At 65.4% G+C, this 20456-nt stretch carries 16 protein-coding genes and 1 tRNA gene; 15 read left to right on the forward strand and 2 right to left on the reverse strand.

Going from position 1 to position 20456, the window contains the following annotated elements:
* The first annotated feature begins 141 nt into the window (after positions 1-141).
* The 9 genes from ACP3TE_RS14940 (at position 142) to pyk (ending at position 12681) form a co-directional block, all read left to right on the forward strand.
* A complete protein-coding gene (locus tag ACP3TE_RS14940) occupies positions 142-390 on the forward strand; it encodes an HGxxPAAW family protein (protein WP_105656709.1) in 249 nt (82 codons plus the stop codon).
* A gap of 1 nt (position 391) precedes the next feature.
* Complete coding sequence (trpC, locus tag ACP3TE_RS14945) at positions 392-1216, forward strand: indole-3-glycerol phosphate synthase TrpC (RefSeq protein ID WP_105656708.1); 825 nt, start codon at positions 392-394, stop codon at positions 1214-1216.
* A 110-nt stretch (positions 1217-1326) separates the two neighbouring features.
* The gene (gene trpB / locus ACP3TE_RS14950; RefSeq protein WP_105656707.1) at positions 1327-2658 is read left to right on the forward strand and encodes a tryptophan synthase subunit beta; all 1332 of its coding nucleotides are present in this window, start codon (positions 1327-1329) and stop codon (positions 2656-2658) included.
* Complete coding sequence (trpA, locus tag ACP3TE_RS14955; protein ID WP_402734782.1) at positions 2659-3441, forward strand: tryptophan synthase subunit alpha; 783 nt, start codon at positions 2659-2661, stop codon at positions 3439-3441.
* On the forward strand, positions 3441-4439 hold the full coding sequence (lgt, locus tag ACP3TE_RS14960; RefSeq protein ID WP_332486733.1) for a prolipoprotein diacylglyceryl transferase: 999 nt from the start codon (positions 3441-3443) through the stop codon (positions 4437-4439). The genes trpA and lgt overlap by 1 nt, the downstream gene beginning before the upstream one ends.
* Before the next feature lie 92 nt (positions 4440-4531).
* Complete coding sequence (locus tag ACP3TE_RS14965) at positions 4532-4696, forward strand: hypothetical protein (protein ID WP_166650793.1); 165 nt, start codon at positions 4532-4534, stop codon at positions 4694-4696.
* Positions 4697-5001: 305 nt separating this feature from the next.
* On the forward strand, positions 5002-9621 hold the full coding sequence (gene gltB, locus ACP3TE_RS14970) for a glutamate synthase large subunit (RefSeq protein WP_426734083.1): 4620 nt from the start codon (positions 5002-5004) through the stop codon (positions 9619-9621).
* On the forward strand, positions 9614-11083 hold the full coding sequence (locus ACP3TE_RS14975) for a glutamate synthase subunit beta (protein ID WP_105656705.1): 1470 nt from the start codon (positions 9614-9616) through the stop codon (positions 11081-11083). Before gltB ends, ACP3TE_RS14975 begins: the two co-directional genes overlap by 8 nt.
* Before the next feature lie 86 nt (positions 11084-11169).
* Positions 11170-12681 (forward strand): pyruvate kinase, encoded by a 1512-nt coding sequence (gene pyk / locus ACP3TE_RS14980; RefSeq protein ID WP_133834232.1) that lies wholly within the window; start codon positions 11170-11172, stop codon positions 12679-12681.
* Positions 12682-12863: 182 nt separating this feature from the next.
* Here pyk and ACP3TE_RS14985 read toward each other — a convergent pair.
* Positions 12864-12948: transfer RNA gene (locus ACP3TE_RS14985), tRNA-Leu, on the reverse strand.
* 189 nt (positions 12949-13137) lie between these two features.
* Here ACP3TE_RS14985 and ACP3TE_RS14990 point away from each other — a divergent pair.
* From ACP3TE_RS14990 to ACP3TE_RS15005, 4 genes are all read left to right on the forward strand, one after another.
* Complete coding sequence (locus tag ACP3TE_RS14990; RefSeq protein WP_105656703.1) at positions 13138-13755, forward strand: ANTAR domain-containing response regulator; 618 nt, start codon at positions 13138-13140, stop codon at positions 13753-13755.
* Between the two features lie 290 nt (positions 13756-14045).
* Positions 14046-15278, forward strand: a complete 1233-nt coding sequence (locus ACP3TE_RS14995) for an inorganic phosphate transporter (RefSeq protein ID WP_105656702.1) — start codon at positions 14046-14048, stop codon at positions 15276-15278.
* Positions 15275-15523 (forward strand): hypothetical protein, encoded by a 249-nt coding sequence (locus tag ACP3TE_RS15000; RefSeq protein ID WP_105656701.1) that lies wholly within the window; start codon positions 15275-15277, stop codon positions 15521-15523. Before ACP3TE_RS14995 ends, ACP3TE_RS15000 begins: the two co-directional genes overlap by 4 nt.
* A 94-nt stretch (positions 15524-15617) precedes the next feature.
* Positions 15618-16163 (forward strand): dihydrofolate reductase family protein, encoded by a 546-nt coding sequence (locus ACP3TE_RS15005; protein ID WP_105656700.1) that lies wholly within the window; start codon positions 15618-15620, stop codon positions 16161-16163.
* Between the two features lie 84 nt (positions 16164-16247).
* On the opposite strand, the gene ACP3TE_RS15010 is transcribed toward ACP3TE_RS15005, so the two are convergent.
* A complete protein-coding gene (locus ACP3TE_RS15010) occupies positions 16248-16733 on the reverse strand; it encodes a hotdog fold thioesterase (protein ID WP_105656699.1) in 486 nt (161 codons plus the stop codon).
* Positions 16734-16818: 85 nt separating this feature from the next.
* Between ACP3TE_RS15010 and polA the strand changes: the two genes are divergently transcribed.
* Positions 16819-19431: a DNA polymerase I gene (polA, locus tag ACP3TE_RS15015; protein ID WP_286172237.1), complete on the forward strand. Its 2613-nt coding sequence runs from the start codon at positions 16819-16821 to the stop codon at positions 19429-19431.
* A gap of 67 nt (positions 19432-19498) precedes the next feature.
* The gene (locus tag ACP3TE_RS15020; protein ID WP_332502769.1) at positions 19499-20416 is read left to right on the forward strand and encodes a polysaccharide deacetylase family protein; all 918 of its coding nucleotides are present in this window, start codon (positions 19499-19501) and stop codon (positions 20414-20416) included.
* Positions 20417-20456: the final 40 nt, after the last annotated feature.

The raw sequence follows: 20456 nt of genomic DNA on the forward strand, positions 1-20456 counted from the left end.
ATTCGCACCACCGGCGCGAAACGAAGGCTTCCGGAATAGGAGGTTCCCGCGCGCAGGTGGCAGAATGGAACCTGAAGACCAACGTCCCGGGCAGCAACGCCCTGCCGGGACGCAGCATCACAACATGAGGAGACATCGAACATGTCGCAGAACACCGAGCTCGATCCGGTATACACCGAAGAGATTGGCCACGGTAACTCCATCGCAGCGTGGGCCTGCGTACTGACCATGATTGCCGGTTCAATCGTGGCCGGCATCGCCTTCGCCTACTTCGCCTGGTCCATCGTCTGGGTCGGTTGCGGCATCATGGTGGTTGGCCTGCTCCTGGGCTGGATCCTGAAGGCAGCCGGTTTCGGCGTGGGCGGCGCTCGCAGCGGAGCATCGCACTAAATTGACTGTTCTTGATGAGATCATCGCGGGCGTCCGGGAAGACCTGGGCGCCCGTCGCGCAATCACCAGCCTGGAAGCGATCAAGCAGGCCGCGGCAGCGGCAGCTCCTGCGCGCGATGCTTTCGCCGCGCTCGGTGGCCACGCCGACCAGGCCGCCCGCGACACCACGCTGCGTGTCATCTCCGAGGTCAAGCGCAAGTCCCCGTCCAAGGGCGCGCTGGCAGATATCCCGGAGCCTGCCGTACTGGCCGCTGAATACGAGGCCGGTGGCGCCTCGGTGATTTCCGTGCTCACCGAAGCCCGCCGTTTCGGCGGTTCGCTGCAGGATCTCGATGCGGTACGCGCTGCCGTGCAGATTCCGGTGCTGCGCAAGGATTTCACGGTCGACGAGTACCAGATCTACGAAGCCCGCGCCCACGGCGCTGACCTCGTGTTGCTCATTGTTGCGGCGCTGAATGATGAATTGCTGGCATCTTTCCTAGAATTGACTCACCAGCTGGGAATGAACGCCCTGGTGGAGACCCACACCGAGGAGGAAATCGCCCGCGCCAGCAAGGCCGGAGCGAAGATCATCGGTGTGAACGTGCGCAACCTGAAGACGCTGGACGTCGATCCAGCCACCTTCGGCAAGCTCGCTCCGCTGCTGCCGGCCCAGGCGGTGATCGTCGCCGAGTCCGGTGTGGAATCCACCGAACAGGTCGTCCAATACGGTGCGGCCGGCGCCGACGCGGTCTTGGTGGGCGAAGCGCTGGTGAAGCATGCCGATCCGCGCGCTTCGGTCGCCGCGTTCATCAAGGCCGGTACCGGCGCCAAGCCGCAGCGCTAGCCGCGCACGGCGGCGAAGGACCCAGAACTGCTTTTCGTGCCCCGCAGGAGTTTCCGGCGGGGCACGAGACTTACCACGAATCAAGCTCCGTACGAGGAAAGAGGGAATCGATGAGCACTCCGGAAAACTCCGAGCACCGCCAGTCGATCGATGCACAGTCGCTAAGGCACGCAAGCGGCCCGTACTTTGGTGCCTACGGCGGGCGATGGATGCCCGAGTCCCTCATGGCCGCCATGGACGAGCTGAACGAGACCTTCGAAGCGGCCAAGAACGACCCCGAGTTCATCGCCCAGGTCAAGGACCTGAACAAGAACTACTCGGGGCGCCCCTCCCTGCTCACCGAAGCCAAGCGCTTTTCCGAGCAGTACTGCGGCGGGGTGCGGATCTTCCTCAAGCGCGAGGACTTGAACCACACCGGCAGCCACAAGATCAACAACGTGCTCGGCCAGGCGCTGCTGGCCAAGCGCATGGGCAAGACCCGCATCATCGCCGAGACCGGCGCCGGCCAGCACGGCGTCGCCTCGGCCACCGCCGCGGCCCTGATGGGCCTTGAATGCGTGGTCTACATGGGCGCGGAAGACACCCGCCGGCAGGCGCTGAATGTCGCGCGCATGCGCCTGCTCGGCGCCACCGTCATCCCGGTCACCGTCGGCTCCCAGACGCTGAAGGACGCGATCAACGAGGCGCTGCGCGACTGGGTGGCCAACGTGGATAACACCCACTACCTGCTGGGCACCGCCGCCGGCGGCGCACCGTTCCCGGCCATGGTCCGCTACTTCCACGAGGTCATCGGCGACGAGGCCCGCGAGCAGATCCTGGCCCAGGCCGGCCGCCTGCCCGACGCGGTCACCGCCTGCATCGGCGGCGGATCGAACGCGATCGGCATCTTCCACGGCTTCCTCGACGATCCCGAGGTGGAGATCTACGGCTACGAGGCCGGCGGCGACGGCGTAGACACCGACCGCCACGCCGCGACCATCACCCTGGGCCGCCCGGGCGTGCTGCATGGCGCGAAGTCCTACCTGATGCAGGACGAGGACGGGCAGACCGTCGAATCGCACTCCATCTCCGCGGGCCTGGACTACCCGGGCGTCGGCCCGGAGCACGCCTACCTGGCCGACATCGGCCGCGTGAAGTACGAGCCGGTCACCGACACCGAGGCGATGGACGCGTTCAAGGCGCTGTGCCGCACCGAGGGCATCCTGCCGGCGATCGAGTCCGCGCACGCCCTGGCCGGCACCATCCGCCTGGCGGCGCGCAAGATCGCCGAAGGCGCGGTCCCCGAAGAGACCATCATCATCGCGAACCTCTCGGGCCGCGGGGACAAGGACGTGGGCACCGCTGCCGCCTGGTTCAACATGATCGACGAAAAAGACGCCGAGGCCGAAATCAACGCGGCCACTGCGCAGAACTCCGGCTCGCAGAAATCCGAGGAGAAGTAGATGACCCGCGTGACCAGCGCCCAGAAGATCGCCGTAGCCCGCGCCGAGGGCCGCCCGGCCCTCATCGGCTACCTGCCTGCCGGCTTCCCCGACGTCGCCACCAGCATCGAGGCCGCCGTGGCGCTGGCCGAGAACGGCGTGGATGTCATCGAGATCGGCATCCCGTACTCCGACCCGGTGATGGACGGTTCGGTGATCCAGGAAGCGACCGTGCAGGCGCTGGCCAACGGCTTCAAGGTCCCGCAGATCTTCGACATCGTGCGCGGAATCACCGAACGCACCGACGTGGCCGTAATGGTCATGACCTACTGGAACCCGGTGCTGCGCCTGGGCGTGGACGAGTTCTCCCGGCGCTTCGCCGAAGCCGGCGGCGCCGGCCTGATCACCCCGGATCTGGTGCCCGACGAGGCCGCCGAATGGATCCAGGCCAGCGAGAAGCACGGCCTGGAGCGCGTGTTCCTCATTGCCCCTTCGTCCACCGAAGCGAGGGTGCAGCGCACCGTGGATGCGTCCTCCGGCTTCGTCTACTGCGTGTCGCTGATGGGCGTCACCGGCGCCCGTACCGAGGTTTCCTCCGCCGCGCAGGCAGTGGTCGCCGCCGCCCACAACGCCGGCGCCGAGAATGCCTGCGTGGGCCTGGGCGTCTCGCGCCGCGAGCACGTGGAAGAAATCGGCGCCTACGCCGACGGCGTGATCGTCGGCACCGCGCTGGTCGCCGCCCTGCGTGACGGGGGAGTGCCGGCCGTGGGCGCCCTGGCCGCCGAACTGAGCGGACGGGCCTGATGGCTTTTGCCGCGCAGCTGGCGCTTGCCTTGCCCGCCTCCATCCCTTCGCCGCCGCCGGAATTCGCCAGGATCTCGATCGGCCCGCTGACCATCCACGCCTACGCGCTGTGCATCCTCGCGGGCATCCTGATCGCGCTGTGGCTGACCAACAAGCGCCTCGGTGCCCGCGGCGGCAACTCCGACATGCTCTGGGACATCGCCATCTGGACGATCCCCTTCGGCATCATCGGCGGACGCCTCTACCATGTGCTGATCACCGACCCGATGTACTACTTCGGGCTCGGCGGGCAAACCGCCCACCTGGCCGAGATCCCGCAGATCTGGCTTGGCGGGCTGGGCATCATGGGCGCGGTGTCGCTCGGTGCACTCGGAGCGTGGATCGGTTGCCGGAAAGCCGGCATCCGGCTCTCGGCCTTCGTCGACGCGGCCGTGCCCGGCCTGCTGCTGGCGCAGGCGGCCGGGCGCTGGGGCAACTGGTTCAACCAGGAGCTGTTCGGCGCGCCGACCGACTTGCCGTGGGGCCTGGAGATCGATGCGGACAGCTACAACTTCCCGGCCGGGCTGCCCGCGGACACGCTCTTCCACCCGACCTTCCTGTACGAGTCGCTGTGGAATGTGCTGGGCGCCTTCGTGCTGATCGCGCTGGACCGGAAGTTCAAGCTGCGCCGCGGCTCACTGTTCTGCTGCTACATGATCTGGTACGGCATCGGCCGCACCTTCACCGAATCGCTGCGCCTGGACCCGGCCGAAATCATCGCCATCGGGCCGCTGGCCCTGCGCGTGCACCAGTGGCTGGCGATCGGCATCGCCATCGCCGGCATCCTCGCGCTGATCGTGGTCCTGGGCAAGCTGCGCAGGCAGCAGGTCGATCCGTTCTACCTGCCAGGCAGGGCCCCGGCGCAGCCGGTCGAAGCAGATCGCGCCAAGCCCGCCGCGCACTCACCGGCGGAGTCCAGCTCCGATCCGGGCAGCGACGCCACAGAGCGGCAGCAATAATTCCATAGCCCCATTCCGGTGGCCGGCAAGCATCCACGCTTGCCGGCCACCGGTGGTTTAAGCCGCGCCAGCAGCTGCCCGGATCCGCTTTCATGACGCGCCCTGGCCCCAATATGGCGAAATGTCCGGAAAATCTGGGCAGTTTTCCGTCCCTCGGGCGCAACATGCCCGAAACATTGGGCGGCTATCAAAACCGGCTGGCAAAACCGGTTTTCGCGATCCCCGCCCGCAAAAAACTGCTTTTTCCGCGCCGGTAGCGGCAGAAGTTTTTAACATTCCTGAAACACAAGCACGCGCATGCGAGAAACAAAACCTGCGTAACGTGTGATCCACGCGCCACGCTGGTCGATCGACCCCTGGAAAGGCCAGCTGGTGCAGCACCACAACGAGGTGGGAAATGTTCGTCCCCGAAACCTCGATGCGCAAGCAGACCCCGCTTAGCACTGTCGAAAAGTTTCAGCTAGATGAAACATCCAGGCGGCCGGAAGCCCTTGCCAAGAATAAGCCCTTTACCGGGGGCTGCCGCGCGCCTATCCTGCATGAACCACAGAAAGGCACGCTCATGAGCATGACCGGAGTCCAGATGAACGCCTCGCCAGGTTTTGGCGAGGAGGTCCCCTCGCCCTACACCCGTTTTTCCGCGCTGCCTGGCGCGCAGGGTCTGTATGACCCAGCGGCCGAAAAGGATGCCTGCGGCCTGGCGATGATCGCGTCCCTGAAGAACGATGCCAGCCACGAGATCGTCGCCCACGCGCTGACCGCCCTGCGCCGGCTTGAGCACCGCGGCGCCATCGGGGCCGATGAAGGCACCGGCGACGGCGCCGGCATCCTGCTGCATCTGCCCGACGCCTTCCTGCGCAGCGTCACCGCATTCGATCTTCCCGCCGCCGGCTCCTACGCCGTGGGCATGGGCTTCCTCCCGGCCGACGCCGGCGAACGTGCCTTCGCCCAGGAAGAACTGGAAACCATGGCCGCCGAGGAGAACCTGGCGGTGCTCGGCTGGCGCGAGGTACCGGTTGATTCCGACGTGCTCGGCGCCTCGGCCCGCAAGGTGATGCCGTACATCGCCCAGATCTTCATCGGCGCCCACGCTGGCGCCCCGGCCGCCACCCGCCGCGAGCTGGACGCCGCCGCCTGGCGCATCCGCCGCCGCGCGCACAACAAGATGGGCGTGTACTTCGCCTCGTTCTCCTCGCAGTCCATCGTCTACAAGGGCATGGTCTCCACCGCGCAGCTCGAGCCGTTCTACCCGGACCTGTCCGACGCCCGCTTCACCAGCCGCTGCGCGATCGTGCACTCGCGCTTCTCCACCAACACCTTCCCGTCGTGGCCGCTGGCCCAGCCTTTCCGCACCATCGCGCACAACGGCGAGATCAACACCGTCAAGGGCAACCGCAACTGGATGCGCGCCCGCCAGTCGACCCTGGAATCCGAGCTGCTCGGCGAGGTGCCCGAAGAACTGTTCCCGATCTGCACCGCCGGCGCCTCGGACTCGGCCTCCTTCGACGAGGTCGCCGAAATGCTCATGCTCTCGGGCCGCAACGTGACCGAGACCATCATGATGATGATCCCGCAGCCGTGGGAAAACGACGATCAGATGGACGCGGACCTGCGCGCCTTCTACCAGTACCAGTCCATGCTCATCGAGCCGTGGGATGGCCCCGCCGCCGTCTGCTTCACCGATGGCGCGATGGCCGGCGCGGTGCTGGACCGCAATGGCCTGCGCCCAGCCCGCTGGTGGGTCACCGACGACGGCCTGGTGGTCCTGGCCAGCGAGGTCGGCGTGATCGACGTCGACGAAGAGCACATCGTGAAGAAGGGCCGTGTCGCCCCGGGCAAGATGTTCGCCGTGGACCTGGACGCCCAGCGTATTGTCGAGGACGCCGAGATCAAGGCCGAAGTGGCCGCCGCCAAGCCATGGCGCGAATGGGTTTCGCAGAACCTGAAGACGCTGGCCGACTTCCCGGACCTGGAGCACGTGCGCCACAACTCCGCCTCCGTGGCCCTGCGCCAGCTGACCTTCGGCTACACCACCGAGGAGCTGCGCGTGCTGCTCGCTCCCATGGCCGCCACCGGTGCCGAACCGCTGGCCGCCATGGGCACCGACACCCCGATTGCCGCCCTGGCTGACCGGGCGCGCCTGCTGTTCGACTACTTCACCCAGTCCTTCGCCCAGGTCACCAACCCGCCGCTGGATGCAATCCGCGAAGAGCTGGTCACCTCGATGGGCACCGCGATCGGCCCCGACGGCAACCTGCTGTCCCTGGACCGTGTCCCGCAAACCCAGATCGCGCTGGACTACCCGGTGCTGACCAACGACCAGCTGGCCAAGATCGTGCACCTGCGCGACGAATCCGGGTCCAAGTACTCGCTGAAGGTGCGCGGCCTGTACCGCCCGGCCGGCGGCGAATCCGAGCTGCGCGCCCGCCTGCAGGAAATCTGCGAGAAGGTTTCCGCCGCGGTGAACCGCGGGGTGCGCTACATCGTGCTCTCGGACCGCGATTCCTCCGCGGCCTGGGCGCCGATCCCGTCGCTGCTGCTGACTTCCGCGGTGCACCACCACCTGCTCAAGAGCTCCAACCGCACCCGCGTTTCGCTGATCATCGAGTCCGGCGACGCCCGCGAAGTGCACCACATCGCCCTGCTCATCGGCTACGGCGCCAGCGCCATCAACCCCTACCTCGCCCTGGAATCGGTCGAGCAGATGGCCGAGAACGGCGAGCTGCCCGGAGTTGACGGGCACCAGGCCAGCAGCAACCTGATCAAGGCGCTGGGCAAGGGAGTGCTGAAGATCATGTCCAAGATGGGCATCTCCACGGTCTCCAGCTACTGCGGCGCGCAGACCTTCGAGGCCGTGGGCCTGTCCCAGCGCGTGGTCGACCAGTACTTCACCGGCACCGCCACCAAGCTCTCGGGCATCGAGCTGGATGTGGTGGCCGCCGAGGCCGCCGCCCGCCATGCCCGCGCCTACCCGGAGATCGACGGCGGCGCCCAGCCGCTGGAACTGGAAACCGGGGGAGAGTACCAGTGGCGCCGCGAAGGCCCGCCGCACCTGTTCAACCCGGAAACCGTCTTCCGCCTGCAGCACTCCACCCGCACCCGCCGCTACGACGTGTTCAAGGAGTACACCAAGGCCGTCGACGACCAGGCCGCACAGCTCAAGACCCTGCGCGGGCTGCTGAAGTTCAAGACCGAGGGGATCACCCCGATCGCCATCGACGAGGTGGAGCCGGTCAGCTCCATCGTGAAGCGCTTCGCCACCGGCGCGATGAGCTACGGCTCGATTTCGGCCGAGGCCCACGAAACCCTGGCCATCGCGATGAACCAGCTGGGCGCGAAGTCCAACACCGGCGAAGGCGGCGAGGATCCGGAGCGGCTGCTCGATCCGGTGCGCCGCAGCGCGGTCAAGCAGATCGCCTCGGGCCGCTTCGGGGTGACCAGCTTGTACCTGGCCAACGCCGATGACATCCAGATCAAGATGGCCCAGGGCGCCAAGCCCGGCGAAGGCGGCCAGCTGATGAGCGCCAAGCTCTACCCCTGGATCGCCAAGACTCGCCACTCCACCCCGGGTGTCGGGCTGATCTCCCCGCCGCCGCACCACGACATCTACTCGATCGAGGACCTGGCCCAGCTGATCCACGACGCGAAGTGCGCCAACCCTTCCGCCCGCGTGCACGTGAAGCTGGTCTCCGAGTCCGGCATCGGCACCGTCGCGGCCGGCGTGGCCAAGGCCAAGGCCGACGTCGTGCTGATTTCCGGGCACGATGGCGGCACCGGCGCCTCGCCGATGAATTCGCTGAAGCATGCCGGCACCCCGTGGGAAATCGGCTTGGCCGAAGCGCAGCAGACGCTGATCCTCAACGGGTTGCGCGACCGCGTCACCGTGCAGGTCGATGGCCAGCTGAAAACCGGGCGCGACGTGCTGATCGGCGCCCTGCTGGGTGCCGAGGAATTCGGCTTCGCCACCGCCCCGCTGGTGGTCTCGGGCTGCATCATGATGCGCGTGTGCCACCTGGACACCTGCCCGGTGGGCGTGGCCACGCAGAATCCTGCGCTGCGCGAACGCTTCACCGGCAAGGCCGAGTTCGTGGTGAACTTCTTCGAGTTCATCGCCCAGGAGGTGCGCGAGCTGCTCGCCTCGCTGGGGGCGCGCACCCTGGACGAGGTGATCGGCAAGGTCGAACTGCTCCAGGCCGATCCCGCCCAGTTCGCCGCGCACGACAAGGTCTCCGGGCTGGCGCTGGATGCGATCACCCACGTGCCGGATACCGAGCTGGCGGCGCGCCGCCGCCGCATCGGCCAGGACCACGGGCTGGACACGCACCTGGACCAGCAGCTGCTCGCCGCGGCCGGACCGGCGCTGGCTGACCGCCTGCCGGTCAGCATCGACGCGGCGATCGTGAATACCGACCGCTCCACCGGCACGCTGCTGGGCCACCATGTGACCAAGACCTTCGGGCTGCAGACCCTGGAGCGGGACACCATCAAGGTGAACCTCTCGGGCCGCGCCGGCCAGTCGCTGGGCGCCTTCCTTCCCGAGGGCATTACGCTCAAGCTCTCGGGCGACGCGAATGACTACGTCGGCAAGGGATTGTCCGGCGGCCGGATCGCGATCCACCCGCCGCACACCACCCTGTCCAAACCCGAGGAGCAGGTCATCGCCGGCAACGTGGTCGGCTACGGCGCCACCAGCGGGGAGCTGTTCATCAACGGCATGGTCGGCGAACGCTTCGCGGTGCGCAACTCCGGGGCCACGATTGTCACCGAAGGCATCGGCGAGCACGGCTGCGAGTACATGACCGGGGGACAGGTGGTGATCCTGGGAGCCACCGGCCGCAACTTCGGCGCCGGGTTCTCTGGCGGCGTGGCCTGGGTGCTGGACTTCGATGCAGCCAAGCTGAACCCGCTGGCTGCCGGGCAGTCGGACCTGCTGGTAGCGCCGATTACCGATGCCGAAGCCGAACGCATCCACGAGCTGCTCACCGAGCACATCGCATTGACCGCATCCCCGCTGGCCTCCCGCCTGCTGCTGGACTGGGAACGAACCCGCAGCCGGCTGACCAGCATCACCCCGCGCGACTTCGCCGCCGTGCAGCAGCTGCGCAGCGACGCAGTAGCCAACGGGCAGAACCCGGATTCGCCGCAGGTATGGAACAAGATTTTGGAGGTGACCCGTGGCTGATCCACGTGGATTCCTGAAGGTGACCGAACGTGTCACCCAGCCCAAGCGCCCGGTGCCGGTGCGCCTGATGGACTACAAGGAGGTCGTCGAGCGCCAGAAGTCCGGCATCCTGGAGGAGCAGGCCGGCCGTTGCATGGACTGCGGCGTCCCGTTCTGCCATTCGGGATGCCCGCTGGGCAACCTGATCCCGGAGTTCAACGACCTGGCCTACAGGGGCCGGATGGATGATGCGGCCGCCCGGCTGCTGAGCACCAACAATTTCCCGGAGCTCACCGGCAAGCTGTGCCCGGCCCCGTGCGAGTCCTCCTGCGTGCTGGGCATCAACCAGCCCGCGGTGACCATCAAGCAGGTCGAAGCCGAACTCGCTGGCCACCTGATGGACGCCGGCGACTTCGTGCCGCAGCCGCCTGCCCGCCACACCGAGCACCGCGTGGCGATCGTCGGTTCGGGGCCGGCCGGATTGGCAGCCGCCCAGCAGCTGACCCGTGCCGGGCACACCGTGGCCGTCTACGAGCGCGACGAAGCCATCGGCGGCCTGCTGCGCTTCGGCATCCCGGACTTCAAGCTGGAGAAGCAGGTCATCGACCTGCGCCTGGCCCAGATGGAAGCCGAAGGAACGATCTTCCGCACCGGCATCGAGATCGGCAAGGACATCTCCTGGAAGCAGCTGCGCCGCGACTACGACGCGGTCATCGTAGCCACCGGTGCCACGGTGCCGCGCGAGCTGCCGGTGCCGGGCAACAAGCTCGAGGGCGTGCACCATGCCATGGAGTTCCTCACCGAGAGCAACCGCGTGGTCGCCGGCCAGCTCGATGCCCCGCGCATCGATGCGGCGGGCAAGCACGTGATCGTGCTGGGCGGCGGAGACACCGGATCGGACTGCATCGGCACCGCCCTGCGCCAGGGAGCGGCGAGCGTCACGACGCTGGCCATCGGCCAGCAGCCGGGCACCGAGCGCCGCGAAGACCAGCCGTGGCCGATGATGCCGGTGCTTTTCGAGGTGCAGACCTCCCATGAGGAAGGCGGCGAGCGAACCTACCTGGCTTCGACCGTGAACTTCATCTCCGGCGAGGGAACTGAGCAAAACAAGGTGATCGGTGTTACAGTTGCAGAGACAGAATTTGTTGCTGGCAAGCGCCTCCCGAAGCCTGGAACCGAACGCGTAATCAAAGCGGATCTGGTTCTGCTTGCCCTCGGGTTCACCGGTCCGGAAGTTTCCGGATTGGACGAACAGGTCAGTATCGAATTCGACAACCGGGGCAACGTCGCCCGAGATGGCTACTACATGACGAACACCGAATCGGTATTCGTCGCCGGAGACGCCGGTCGGGGACAGTCGCTGATCGTGTGGGCTATCGCCGAAGGACGCGCTTGCGCGGCCGCGGTCGACAAGTTCCTCATGGGTTCGACTACCCTTCCTGCACCGGTTGCTCCAACCGATAGGGCCATCAGCATCATTTGAGTGACATAGGCTTGAATGCGGCGCACCCGGATGCCGGGTGGGCCGCATTTTGCCTATGTGAACATGAAAGGCATTTGGCTGACGGAATGAGACGCGCAAAGATTGTGGCAACCTGGGGCCCGGCCCTGGCAAGTTATGAAAATACTGTAGCGGTACTGAAGGCGGGCGTAGACGTAGCCCGCCTGAACATGAGCCATGGAGACCACTCCATGCACGCACAATCCCTGGCGAATGTGCGCAATGCGGCCGCGGAGATCGGCCGCGCGGTTGGCATCTTCGCCGACCTGCAGGGTCCGAAGATCCGCCTTGGCCGCTTCAAGGACAACGCCAAGTACATCCTCGAGGCTGGTGAGGAATTCACCATCACCATTGAGGACATCGAAGGTACCCGCAACCTGTGCTCCACCACCTTCAAGGGCCTTCCCACCGATGTCCAGCCGGGCGATTTCCTGCTGATCAACGATGGCAAGGTCAAGCTCAAGGCGCTGGCAGTTGACCAGACCTCGGTGCGTTCCGAGGTTGTCGTCGGAGGCGAGGTGTCCAATAACAAGGGCATCAACCTGCCAGGCGTCGCGGTGAACGTTCCCGCATTGAGCGAAAAGGACGAGGACGACCTGCGCTGGGCACTGCGTGCCGGCATCGACATGGTCGCACTGTCCTTCGTGCGCAATGCCGAGGACATCGAGCGCGTGCACGAGATCATGGACGAAGAAGGCCGACGCGTGCCGGTGATCGCCAAGATCGAGAAGCCGCAGGCCGTGGCCGCGCTGGAAGAAATCATCAATGCCTTCGACGCCATCATGGTCGCCCGCGGCGACTTGGGCGTGGAGCTGCCGCTGGAAGAAGTTCCGGTCGTGCAGAAGCGTGCCGTGGAGCTGGCACGCCGCTGGGCCAAGCCGGTCATCGTCGCCACCCAGGTGCTCGAATCGATGATCGAATCGCCGACCCCGACCCGCGCCGAGGCTTCGGACTGCGCCAATGCGGTGCTCGACGGCGCCGACGCGGTCATGCTCTCGGGGGAGACCTCCGTGGGCGCGTACCCGGTGGAAACCGTGGAGACCATGTCGCGCATCATCTCCTCGACCGAGCAGCACGGCCTGGATCGCATTCCCCGCTTGGGCTCCCAGCCGAAGACCCGCGGCGGCGCGATCACCCGTGCCGCGGTGGAGATCGCCGATCAGCTCGACGCGAAGTACATCGTCGCCTTCACCCAGTCCGGCGACTCGGCACGGCGCCTCTCGCGCCTGCGCCCGAAGAAGCCGGTCCTGGCTTTCACCCCGCTGCAGCAGACCTACAACATCATGACCCTGATGTGGGGTGTGCAGGCACGCCTGGTGGCCTACGCCGACCACACTGACAAGATGACCGCCCAGGTGGACGAGGCGCTGCTCTCCGAAGGCCTGGCGGAGCTCAACGACATCGTGTGCATCGCCGCCGGCTCCCCTCCGGGACAGGCGGGGTCCACCAACTCGCTGCGCGTGCACAAGGTCGGCGACCTCGCCGATGCCGGCCAGCTGGTCAATGGCAAGCCGATGCCTGCTCGCGAGAAGGTCGGTCCGTGGGCACCGGAAAACGTCTCCACGCCGAAAAACCTGTAGACGCTCTGTCGCGCACTAGCTGAGGCAAGAAAATCCGCCCTGCTCCAGAATTCTGGAGCAGGGCGGATTTTTTGCCTTGGCGCCCGCAAAGCACGATTGTGAACTCGAGCACGTGCCCTGTGGTTGCGCGCGCAAAAAAAGGCCGTTGAACCGGACAATTTCCGATCCAACGGCCTTCATGCTGGTGCCCAAGGTGGGACTCGAACCCACACATCTTTCGATACCGCATTTTGAGTGCGGCGCGTCTACCGATTCCGCCACTTGGGCTGGCACTTTGACTACTTTACTAGAGGTTTTCCAGATTTCCTAATCAGGAACCTCGCGTCTTCGCCTCAACAAGAGTACATGCCAGTAGGCTTAGATGTGAAACCGAGGCAACGTGGCTTCGCTGAACTGAAACCATCTAGATACTGCCCATTCAGCGGGCAGGATTTCTGACCATGGAGGAAGGCGCCAATGAGCGAACTACCTGAAATCACCCGCATCCCATCCGAGGTGCAATCCACTCCGCGTCGAGTGGTCGTTGCCGAGGATGAAACCCTGATCCGCTTGGATATCGTCGAAATTCTCCGTTCCGAAGGGTACGACGTCGTCGCCGAAGCCGACAACGGCCAGACCGCCCTGGAGAAGGCGCGCGAATTGAAGCCCGATCTGGTGCTCATGGACGTGAAGATGCCGGTCATGGATGGCATCACCGCCGCCGAAGCCATCGTCAAGGAACGCATCGCCCCGGTCGTCTTGCTGACCGCCTTCAGCCAGAAGGAACTGGTGGAGCGTGCCCGCGAAGCCGGTGCCATGGCCTACGTGGTCAAGCCGTTCACCCCGGCAGACCTCACTCCGGCCATCGAAATCGCGATTTCCCGCAATGACGAGCTGCGCGCGCTGGAGGAAGAAGTCAGCAACCTGGCCGAGCAGTTCGAAACCCGCAAGCTGGTTGATCGCGCCAAGTCGCTGCTCATCACCAAGATGGGCTTGACCGAGCCGGAAGCGTTCCGCTGGATCCAGAAGACCTCCATGGATCGCCGCCTGAGCATGCGCCAGGTTGCCGAGACGGTCGTCGACCAGGTCAAGTAGGGACCGCCAAGCACTGGATTGTGCGCCAAGCCACTTATGGTTTGGCGCACATTTTTTATGCCTGCGATGCGCCGATACCGCGCTTGGAGGCTAGTTAACCCTCTGGTAACCAGTTGTTCATCCGAGTTTTCCCCGGATGGGGTTGAAGTTCCGGATTGACGTACTGCGCCGTACGCCTAAGATGGAAATTGCGCTTAGAACGAAGTCCTGCACGCCAATGCCTTTCGCAGGATCCTATTTCTGGCCCGTTCTCTTTTTCCTTGCCGTTCGACCCCTCAGGCTGGTATTCAATGGATTTGACGCTTATCGTCGTCCTGGTCATTGCCTTGGCGTTGTTTTTCGACTTCACCAATGGTTTCCATGACACGGCCAATGCGATGGCCACCCCAATCGCAACCGGAGCAATTTCCCCTAAGAAGGCAGTTGCCCTCGCCGCAATTCTGAACCTGGTTGGCGCATTCCTCTCCACCGAGGTAGCGAAGACCATTTCAGGTGGCATCATCAACGAAGACCCGACCTCGGGCGTGGCTATTGGGCCGGCGATGATTTTCGCCGGCCTGATGGGCGCCGTGATCTGGAACCTGTTCACCTGGTTGCTGGGACTGCCTTCGAGCTCCTCCCACGCATTGTTCGGCGGCCTGGTAGGCGCCGCGATCGTCGGTGCAGGCTTCGCCTCGGTGAACTACAGCGTGCTGCTCTCCAAGGTGCTGCTTCCGGCCCTGTGCGCGCCGGTGATCGCCGGCATCTCCGCGTACCTGTGCACCAAGCTGGCCTACGCGATCACCAAGCGCGAGAATGGAGCGGCGCCCAAGCGCGGCGGCTTCCGCTACGGGCAGATCTTCTCTTCCTCGCTGGTCGCGCTGTCCCACGGCACTAACGATGCGCAGAAGACCATGGGCATCATCACCCTGACCCTGGTGGCTTCTGGCCTGCAGGATTCCGACTCCGGCGTGCAGTTCTGGGTTGTTGCCACCTGTGCCTTCGCCATCGCGCTGGGTACCTACACCGGCGGCTGGCGCATCATCGCCACCATGGGTTCGGGCCTGACCGACGTGAAGCCCGCGCAGGGCTTCGCAGCCGAGATGTCCACCGCTTCGGCGATCCTGACCTCCTCGCACCTGGGCTTCGCGCTGTCCACCACCCAGGTAGCCTCCGGCTCCGTGATCGGTTCGGGCATGGGCCGCAAGGGCGGCGAAGTCCGCTGGGGCACCGCAGGACGCATCGCGTTGGGCTGGCTGTTCACCCTGCCAGCAGCCGCGGCCGTTGGCGGCGTGGCCGCAGCGATCACCCACCTGGGCACCATCGGCATCGTGATCGTCGCGATCGCCGGCACCGGCGCCATGCTGACCATCTGGTTCCTCTCGCGCAAGCAGCCGCATGACCACGAGTCGAACATTTCCGACATCGATAACTCGGGCGCAGCGGTGAACATCCTGACCAAGAAGGAACGCCGTGCCAAGGCCAAGGCGGAAGCCAAGCTGGCCAAGGCTGCCGCAGCGCAGAAGGAAGCCGATAATTCATGATTGACTGGACAGCCTTTCTCATCGTCGCCGCCATCACCTGGTTTTCCGCGATGGCGATCGTGGCGGCCTACTCCTTCGGCGTCCGCCTGCTGGCAGTTGCCAAGGACGAGGGCCGCAACCAGAGCCTGAGCAATGCCGGAGCCTACGCTTGCTTCGCGATTTGCGGCCTGATCGTCCTCTTCGGCGTGGTGCTGATCGTGCCGCAGCTGAGCGAAGCGATCCTGGGCTTCTCCTCGAGCCACTAGGAACTGCTCGCGGCTGCGGGTGGATCCGACACGATTTTCGGGTCCCTCGACAACTTGATATTGCCTTCGATGGAGGCACCCCTAGACTGGAGCCATGACTAGCTTCAAGTACTACGTGGGTGCCTCCATCGATGGTTTTATCGCCGATCGCAGCGGAAGCGTCCAATGGTTCATCCCCTATGCCACGCAGCCGGGAGTGAAAAAGCATTTCGACGAGTTCTTCGGGAGCGTCGGCGCCGTAGTGATCGGTGGCAAGACCTACGAGAACATCGTCCGTGATGCTGCCGAGGGAACCGTGCCGTGGGTGTTCGGCGAGAAGCCGGTGTGGGTCTTCACACACCATGAACTGCCGACACTGCCCGGAGCGGACCTGACCTTCATCCGCGGCGAGGTGGGCTTCTGGAGCCGGGACATCGCCCAGAGCGCAGGGGCCGGGGACGTGTGGGTGGTTGGCGGTGCCGACCTGGCTGGAGCGTTCGTCGAAGCCGATGCGCTCGATGAGCTGCTTCTGGTCACCGTTCCGGAGGTGCTGGGCGACGGGGCCAATATCTTTGGCCGCGGGATCAGCACGCAGCTCTCGGCCCTGGGGATCACCGAGCTCGGCGCGGATATCTTCCTCTCGCGCTACGCGATCGGCTAAACGGCCAAGGGGACCAGCCGGCCAGGGCCAGCGCTCCGGAAAAGCCGGATCCGCCGCGCTTGGCGCGAACGGCGCCTGCGGGGATCAGTTTTCGACCGGCAGCAGCATATTGGTGATGCGAGCGGTCGCGACACGCTGGCCCTGCTCATTGCTGATCACGATCTCATGGCAGGTGCTGCTGCGGCCCAGATGCACCGGCGTGCATACCCCGGTGACCAGCCCGGTGCGCCCGGCCTTGTGGTGGGTGATGTTCAAATCCACGCCGACCGGGTTGGCCCGGCCGGCACCGTGCAGCGCAGCGGCCATCGAACCGAGGGTTTCGGCAAGTGCCGCCGAAGCGCCGCCATGCAGGATGCCGTAGACCTGGGTGTTGCCCGCCACCGGCATGGTGGCGGCAACGCGCTGGGGTTCGAACCCGGTGAAGATGATTTCCAGTTTCTCCACGAGTTCGCCCACGCCATTGTGCAGCAGGTAGGGCCACATGGATTCGGGAATGCCGTGGCGGGCCAGCTGCGCGGCAAACGGATGTGCCGAAGATTGCGTGGTTCGAGAAGTGAAATTGTCGCTCATGGCAACTAGGCTTTCAGGTGTGAGCGAAACTACCAAACCGACTGCCTCGTCGGACAAGAGACTGCTGATTATTGACGGACACTCCATGGCCTTCCGCGCGTTCTATGCGCTGCCTGCAGAGAACTTCGCAACAAGCACCGGCCAGCACACCAATGCCGTGCACGGATTCGTATCGATGCTGCTGACGATGATCCGCCAGCAAAAGCCCACCCACGTTGCGGTGGCCTTCGACTTGGACACCCCGACTTTCCGCTCGCTGGAGTACACCGAGTACAAGGGCGGACGCAATAAGACGCCCGAAGAGTTCTACGGGCAGATCGATCTGATCCAGGAAGTCATGAAGGCGATGAACATCCCTTCGATCACCCTGGAGAGTTTCGAGGCCGATGACATCCTGGCCACGCTGGCCACCCAGGGCGAAGAGGCCGGTTTCAACGTGCTGGTGGTGTCCGGCGACCGCGACGCCTTCCAGCTGATCACCGACAAGACCCTGGTGCTGTACCCGAAGAAGGGCATCAGCGATATCCCGCCGATGGATGCCGCAGCGGTGGAAGCCAAGTACTTCGTGCGTCCCGAGCGCTACTCGGATTTGGCGGCTCTGGTCGGCGAAACCGCGGATAACTTGCCCGGTGTGCCAGGTGTGGGGCCGAAGACCGCCGCCAAATGGATCAACCTCTACGGGGACCTGGCTGGCATCCTGGAGAATGTGGAGAACATCAAGGGCAAGGTCGGCGAGTCGCTGCGCGAGCACGTGGACAACGTGACCCGCAACCGCCGGTTGAACCAGCTCAAGCACGACCTGGAACTCCCGGTCACGCTCGATCAGATGGAACTCGAAGCCCCGAACCGCGAAGAGATCGAGAACCTGTTCGACGCGCTGGAATTCAACACCCTGCGCAAGCGCCTGTTCGACCTGTTTGCAGCCCAGGAAGAGGAAGCGGCACCCGAAGTTGCCGAATTCTCCCGGGTGCTCGGCGCCGATGCCGACGCACTGGACGGATTCATCGGGGCCGGGAAGGGCGCGCCGATCGCAATCCAGCCTGCTGCGGTTGACGGCGAAGCCGTGGGTCTGGCCCTTTTCCGCGGGTCGGAAGCCCTCTGGCTGGAACTGGCCGAACTCGATGAAGCCACCGAAGGCGTGCTTGCGCAGTTCCTGGCCGATGAGAACGCGCCGAAGCTCTTCCACGATGCCAAGGCCGCCATGCACCTGCTCATCGAGCGCGGGCTGCGGATCGCCGGCATCAAGGACGACACCTTGATCAGCGCCTACCTGATCCAGCCCGATCGCCGCAGCCACGACCTGGTGGACGTGGTGCAGTACCACCTGAAGTACGCCGTGCCGGTGCATCAGGCCAAGAAGGGCGAACTGGATCTGGGGCTCACTTCGGATCTTGCCGAGCCAACGTTGGCCCAGGCGCAGGCCATCCACGACCTCTCCGCCTACCTGGCTACCAAGCTGGCCGAGAAGCACGCGGACAAACTGGCTGCCGAGATGGAGCTGCCGCTGATTCCGGTGCTCTTCGAGATGGAACGCGCCGGCGTGGCAGTGGACGTGGATCGCCTGAACGAACTGCGTGCCCACTTCACCGAGCAGGTGGACCAGGCCACCAACGACGCGTTCGCCGCGATCGGCCACGAAGTCAACCTCTCCAGCCCGAAGCAGCTGCAGGTGGTGTTGTTCGAAGAGCTGGATCTGCCGCGCACCAAGAAGATCAAGACCGGTTTCACCACCGATGCCGAGTCGCTGCAGGATCTGCTGGTCAAGACCGGGCACCCGTTCCTGGTCGCGCTGATGGCCTACCGCGACGCGATCAAGCTGCGCCAGACCGTGGACGGCCTGCTCAAGGCCACCCACGATGATGGCCGGATCCACACCACCTATGCGCAGACCGTGGCCGCGACCGGGCGCCTCTCCAGCCTGAACCCGAACCTGCAGAACATCCCGGTGCGTTCGGAAGAGGGCCGTCGCATCCGCGACGTCTTCATGGTCGGGGCCGGCTACCAGAGCCTGCTGACAGTGGACTACTCGCAGATCGAAATGCGCATCATGGCGCACCTCTCCGAAGACGAGGGGCTGATCGAGGCCTACCAGAACGGCGAGGACCTGCACCGCTATGTCGGTTCGCGCGTGTTCAACGTCGAGCCGGACGAGGTCACCTCGGAGATGCGCTCGAAGGTCAAGGCGATGAGCTACGGCCTGGCCTATGGGCTGAGCAGCTTCGGGCTGTCCAAGCAGCTGAAGATCGGCGTGGACGAGGCCCGCAAGCTGATGAAGGACTACTTCGACCGCTTCGGTGCCGTGCGCACCTACCTGCGTTCGGTCGTCGACCAGGCCCGCAAGGATGGCTACACCGAAACCATTTTCGGACGCCGCCGCTACCTGCCGGAGCTGAACAGCTCGGATCGCCGGCTGCGCGACATCGCCGAGCGTGCCGCGTTGAACGCCCCGATCCAGGGTTCGGCCGCCGACCTGGTGAAGGTGGCCATGCTGCGCATCGATGAGGGACTGCGCGCTGGGCAGTACAAGTCCCGGATGCTGCTGCAGGTCCATGACGAACTCATCCTGGAGATCGCCGAGGGGGAGCTGGAAGCAGTGCAGGAGCTGGTGACCCGCGAAATGGGACAGGCCGCAGATCTGCTGGTGCCGCTGGATGTCCAGCCGGGCATCGGCCGGACCTGGCACGACGCCGCGCACTAGGGGCAGCAATCGAAAGGGGCAGGGGCACCGCGGGTGTTCCTGCCCCTTTCGGCAGGATCGAATGGGCTTGGGGAAAGAGACGAACTTGGAGCACTACTCGCGCCGTTGGGCGCTGAAAACCGGAAGCCTGGGGCTGGGGGCGCTGGCCGCCGCGCTGGTCTCCGGTTGCAGTACCGGCGGACCGGCGGAACGAGCCGGGTCCGCGGCGGCCTCGGCAACGGCGAGTCCTTCGCCCACCGCCACTGCTTCACCCCGGCCTACCGCCAGCCTCCAGACGGTGTATCCGAGCCGGAGCCAGGTCATGGAAAAGTTCAAGAATGTTCCTGCAGGGCAGTTCGGGCTGGAAGTCCCGGGCATCGAGCTGGGCCTGCCCAAGGGCAATGCCGCCGCGGCGTTGACCTTCGATGCCTGCGGGGGACCCCGGGGCTCGGGGGTGGATGGGGCCCTGCTGGACGCCTTGCGTGCCAAGCAGGTGCCCGCGACCCTCTTCGTGAACGAACGCTGGGCACGCGCCAACGCGCCGCTGATGGCCGAGCTGGCCAGCGACGAGCTGTTCGAGATCGCCAACCACGGAACCAGCCACGCCCCGCTGGCCACTTCCGGGCAGGCAGCCTACGGCATCGGGGGCACGGAGTCGATCGGCCAGGCCTACGACGAGGTGATGGGCAACCAGCGGTATCTTGCCGATCAATTCGGCATCACCGCGAAATTCTTCCGCTCCGGCACCGCCCATATGGACGAAGCCGGCGCGGCAATGTGCCGGGACCTGGGCGTGGTGCCGATGAACTTCACCGTCAACCTGGACGCCGGGGCGACCTTTGGCGCGCAAGCCGTGGCCGCCCAGGTCCGCCAGCTGGCCGCCGGGGACGTCGGCATCGGGCACTTCAACCAGCCCGCCTCGGGTACTGCCAAGGGCGTGGCGCTCGGGCTGGGGCAGGTGCTGGATTCCGGCCTGCGGTTCACCACGCTCTCCGCTGCCTGGTGAATGCACCCCTTGCGCCGGCCGGACAGGCGCATAGACTGTG

The organism is Glutamicibacter sp. 2E12 (assembly GCF_050030965.1).
Taxonomy (GTDB): Bacteria; Actinomycetota; Actinomycetes; order Actinomycetales; family Micrococcaceae; genus Glutamicibacter.